Source organism: Ligilactobacillus sp. UO.C109 (assembly GCF_026847815.1).
Lineage (GTDB): Bacteria > Bacillota > Bacilli > Lactobacillales > Lactobacillaceae > Ligilactobacillus > Ligilactobacillus salivarius.
Genome location: NZ_JAPSFH010000057.1, coordinates 1 through 433 on the forward strand (window position 1 = coordinate 1; position 433 = coordinate 433).

Annotated in this window: 1 rRNA gene; it reads right to left on the reverse strand. The window is 35.8% G+C overall.

From position 1 onward, the window contains the following. Window positions 1–379 precede the first annotated feature (379 nt). A 16S ribosomal RNA gene (locus OZJ21_RS09725) occupies window positions 380–433 on the reverse strand; the annotation flags it as partial.

Genomic DNA, 433 nt, shown 5'->3' on the forward strand with positions numbered 1-433 from the left:
AAGTGTGTCTTAAACCATGAACTGTTATATGGGGTAAGTTGCTACCTTTTATAATTTTGTTCATAGGACTAATGATAGTAGTAGGTGGGATATAGTTATTATTTCTGCCAGAAAAAACGAGTTGATTAACAGATAAAGCATTAAATCCTTTTTGCAGTAATTCTTTTTTCTGCCCAAGTCTCCATTCTTTTAAAACTGCTAATGTCTTTTTATCGATAAAAACAATTCTATTACTATTCTTAGTTTTCGGAGTTGAAACTGGCGTGCGCTCTAAACCAGCTGAGCTATAGGCCCATAAGCCATTCTTTAACAGAGAGTAAATCTCTGGAAACTAAACAAAGTATTCAATAAATGTACAGGTTCCGTAATTATTCCTTAGAAAGGAGGTGATCCAGCCGCAGGTTCTCCTACGGCTACCTTGTTACGACTTCAC